The organism is Arenimonas soli, assembly GCF_014643775.1.
In the GTDB taxonomy this organism is placed as follows: domain Bacteria; phylum Pseudomonadota; class Gammaproteobacteria; order Xanthomonadales; family Xanthomonadaceae; genus Arenimonas; species Arenimonas soli.
Map to the genome: position 1 here is coordinate 1 of NZ_BMKC01000009.1, position 2,258 is coordinate 2,258.

1 protein-coding gene, 2 tRNA genes and 1 rRNA gene are annotated in these 2,258 nt (G+C 55.5%); 3 read left to right on the forward strand and 1 reads right to left on the reverse strand.

What is annotated here, in order from left to right; translation table 11 throughout:
• Nucleotides 1-251 (reverse strand): hypothetical protein (locus IEX13_RS14310; RefSeq protein ID WP_229668567.1); only part of this gene is annotated, 251 nt, incomplete at its 3' end.
• A gap of 22 nt (nt 252-273) precedes the next feature.
• On the opposite strand from IEX13_RS14310, the gene IEX13_RS14135 reads away from it, so the two are divergent.
• The 3 genes from IEX13_RS14135 to IEX13_RS14145 all read left to right on the forward strand — a co-directional run bounded on the left by IEX13_RS14135 (nt 274) and on the right by IEX13_RS14145 (nt 2,052).
• A 16S ribosomal RNA gene (locus IEX13_RS14135) occupies nt 274-1,818 on the forward strand.
• A gap of 71 nt (nt 1,819-1,889) precedes the next feature.
• Nucleotides 1,890-1,966 (forward strand) — tRNA-Ile (locus tag IEX13_RS14140).
• Between the two features lie 10 nt (nt 1,967-1,976).
• Nucleotides 1,977-2,052: transfer RNA gene (locus tag IEX13_RS14145), tRNA-Ala, on the forward strand.
• Nucleotides 2,053-2,258: the final 206 nt, after the last annotated feature.

The following is a 2,258-nucleotide window of genomic DNA, read 5'->3' on the forward strand; positions in this document are numbered from 1 at the left end:
CGGGGGGCAAAAAAGGGCGTCGAAAAGATGTTGACGTCCTTCGAAACTCTCGTATAATGTGCGGCTCCCTTGAGCGAAATGCCCTGGGATGGCGGGCCGGAAGGCCGCCGGGTTTGAGGATCTTTGACAGTGTGCGCAGGAAATTTGTGCGGGCGCCTGCTGGGGATGGATGAGTCCATTTCTTGCAGACGTTCAGCCAAGAGCTTTAAGTCAATTGAGTTATCAAGCGATAAGAAGTCAAGGTCGAGCATCTGCAGACAAAGCTTTAAGCTTTAACTGAAGAGTTTGATCCTGGCTCAGAGTGAACGCTGGCGGCAGGCCTAACACATGCAAGTCGAGCGGCAGCACAGGAGAGCTTGCTCTCTGGGTGGCGAGCGGCGGACGGGTGAGGAACACATCGGAATCTACCCAGTTGTGGGGGATAACGTAGGGAAACTTACGCTAATACCGCATACGACCTACGGGTGAAAGCAGGGGACCTTCGGGCCTTGCGCGATTGGATGAGCCGATGTCGGATTAGCTAGTTGGTGAGGTAAAGGCTCACCAAGGCGACGATCCGTAGCTGGTCTGAGAGGATGATCAGCCACACTGGAACTGAGACACGGTCCAGACTCCTACGGGAGGCAGCAGTGGGGAATATTGGACAATGGGCGCAAGCCTGATCCAGCCATGCCGCGTGTGTGAAGAAGGCCTTCGGGTTGTAAAGCACTTTTGTACGGGAAGAAACCTTCCGGGTTAATACCCCGGGAGAATGACGGTACCGTAAGAATAAGCACCGGCTAACTTCGTGCCAGCAGCCGCGGTAATACGAAGGGTGCAAGCGTTACTCGGAATTACTGGGCGTAAAGCGTGCGTAGGTGGTTCGTTAAGTCTGCCGTGAAAGCCCCGGGCTCAACCTGGGAATTGCGGTGGATACTGGCGGACTAGAGTGCGGTAGAGGGTGGTGGAATTCCCGGTGTAGCAGTGAAATGCGTAGAGATCGGGAGGAACATCTGTGGCGAAGGCGGCCACCTGGACCAGCACTGACACTGAGGCACGAAAGCGTGGGGAGCAAACAGGATTAGATACCCTGGTAGTCCACGCCCTAAACGATGCGAACTGGACGTTGGGCTCAATTGAGAGTTCAGTGTCGAAGCTAACGCGTTAAGTTCGCCGCCTGGGGAGTACGGTCGCAAGACTGAAACTCAAAGGAATTGACGGGGGCCCGCACAAGCGGTGGAGTATGTGGTTTAATTCGATGCAACGCGAAGAACCTTACCTGGCCTTGACATCCACGGAACCCTTGAGAGATCGAGGGGTGCCTTCGGGAACCGTGAGACAGGTGCTGCATGGCTGTCGTCAGCTCGTGTCGTGAGATGTTGGGTTAAGTCCCGCAACGAGCGCAACCCTTGTCCTTAGTTGCCAGCGAGTAAAGTCGGGAACTCTAAGGAGACTGCCGGTGACAAACCGGAGGAAGGTGGGGATGACGTCAAGTCATCATGGCCCTTACGGCCAGGGCTACACACGTACTACAATGGTGGGGACAGAGGGTCGCGAAGCCGCGAGGTGGAGCCAATCCCAGAAACCCCATCCTAGTCCGGATCGGAGTCTGCAACTCGACTCCGTGAAGTCGGAATCGCTAGTAATCGCAGATCAGCATTGCTGCGGTGAATACGTTCCCGGGCCTTGTACACACCGCCCGTCACACCATGGGAGTGGGTTGCACCAGAAGCAGGTAGTCTAACCGCAAGGGGGACGCTTGCCACGGTGTGATTCATGACTGGGGTGAAGTCGTAACAAGGTAGCCGTATCGGAAGGTGCGGCTGGATCACCTCCTTTTGAGCAAAGACGAGTTTGTTCTCAGTGGGCGTCCGCACAAGTTTCCTGCATTCCACAACGTGATCCGGCCTGGGTCTGTAGCTCAGGTGGTTAGAGCGCACCCCTGATAAGGGTGAGGTCGGAGGTTCGAGTCCTCCTAGACCCACCACTCTAATCACGGGGCCATAGCTCAGCTGGGAGAGCACCTGCTTTGCAAGCAGGGGGTCGTCGGTTCGATCCCGACTGGCTCCACCAGGGGTTGGCCACGTGGAATGACAGCGCACACACAAGAATTCATACGATCTGGCTTTGCGGCCGGCATCGTGTTCTTTGAAAACATGGGAAGTAGCGAGCGTTTGAGACGAAACTGTCATCAAGACGTGTCGTAGAGGCTAAGGCGGGATCCAGTGATGGATCCTTATTGAAGTAATCGTTGTAACTATTTGCGAAAACGATGGCCC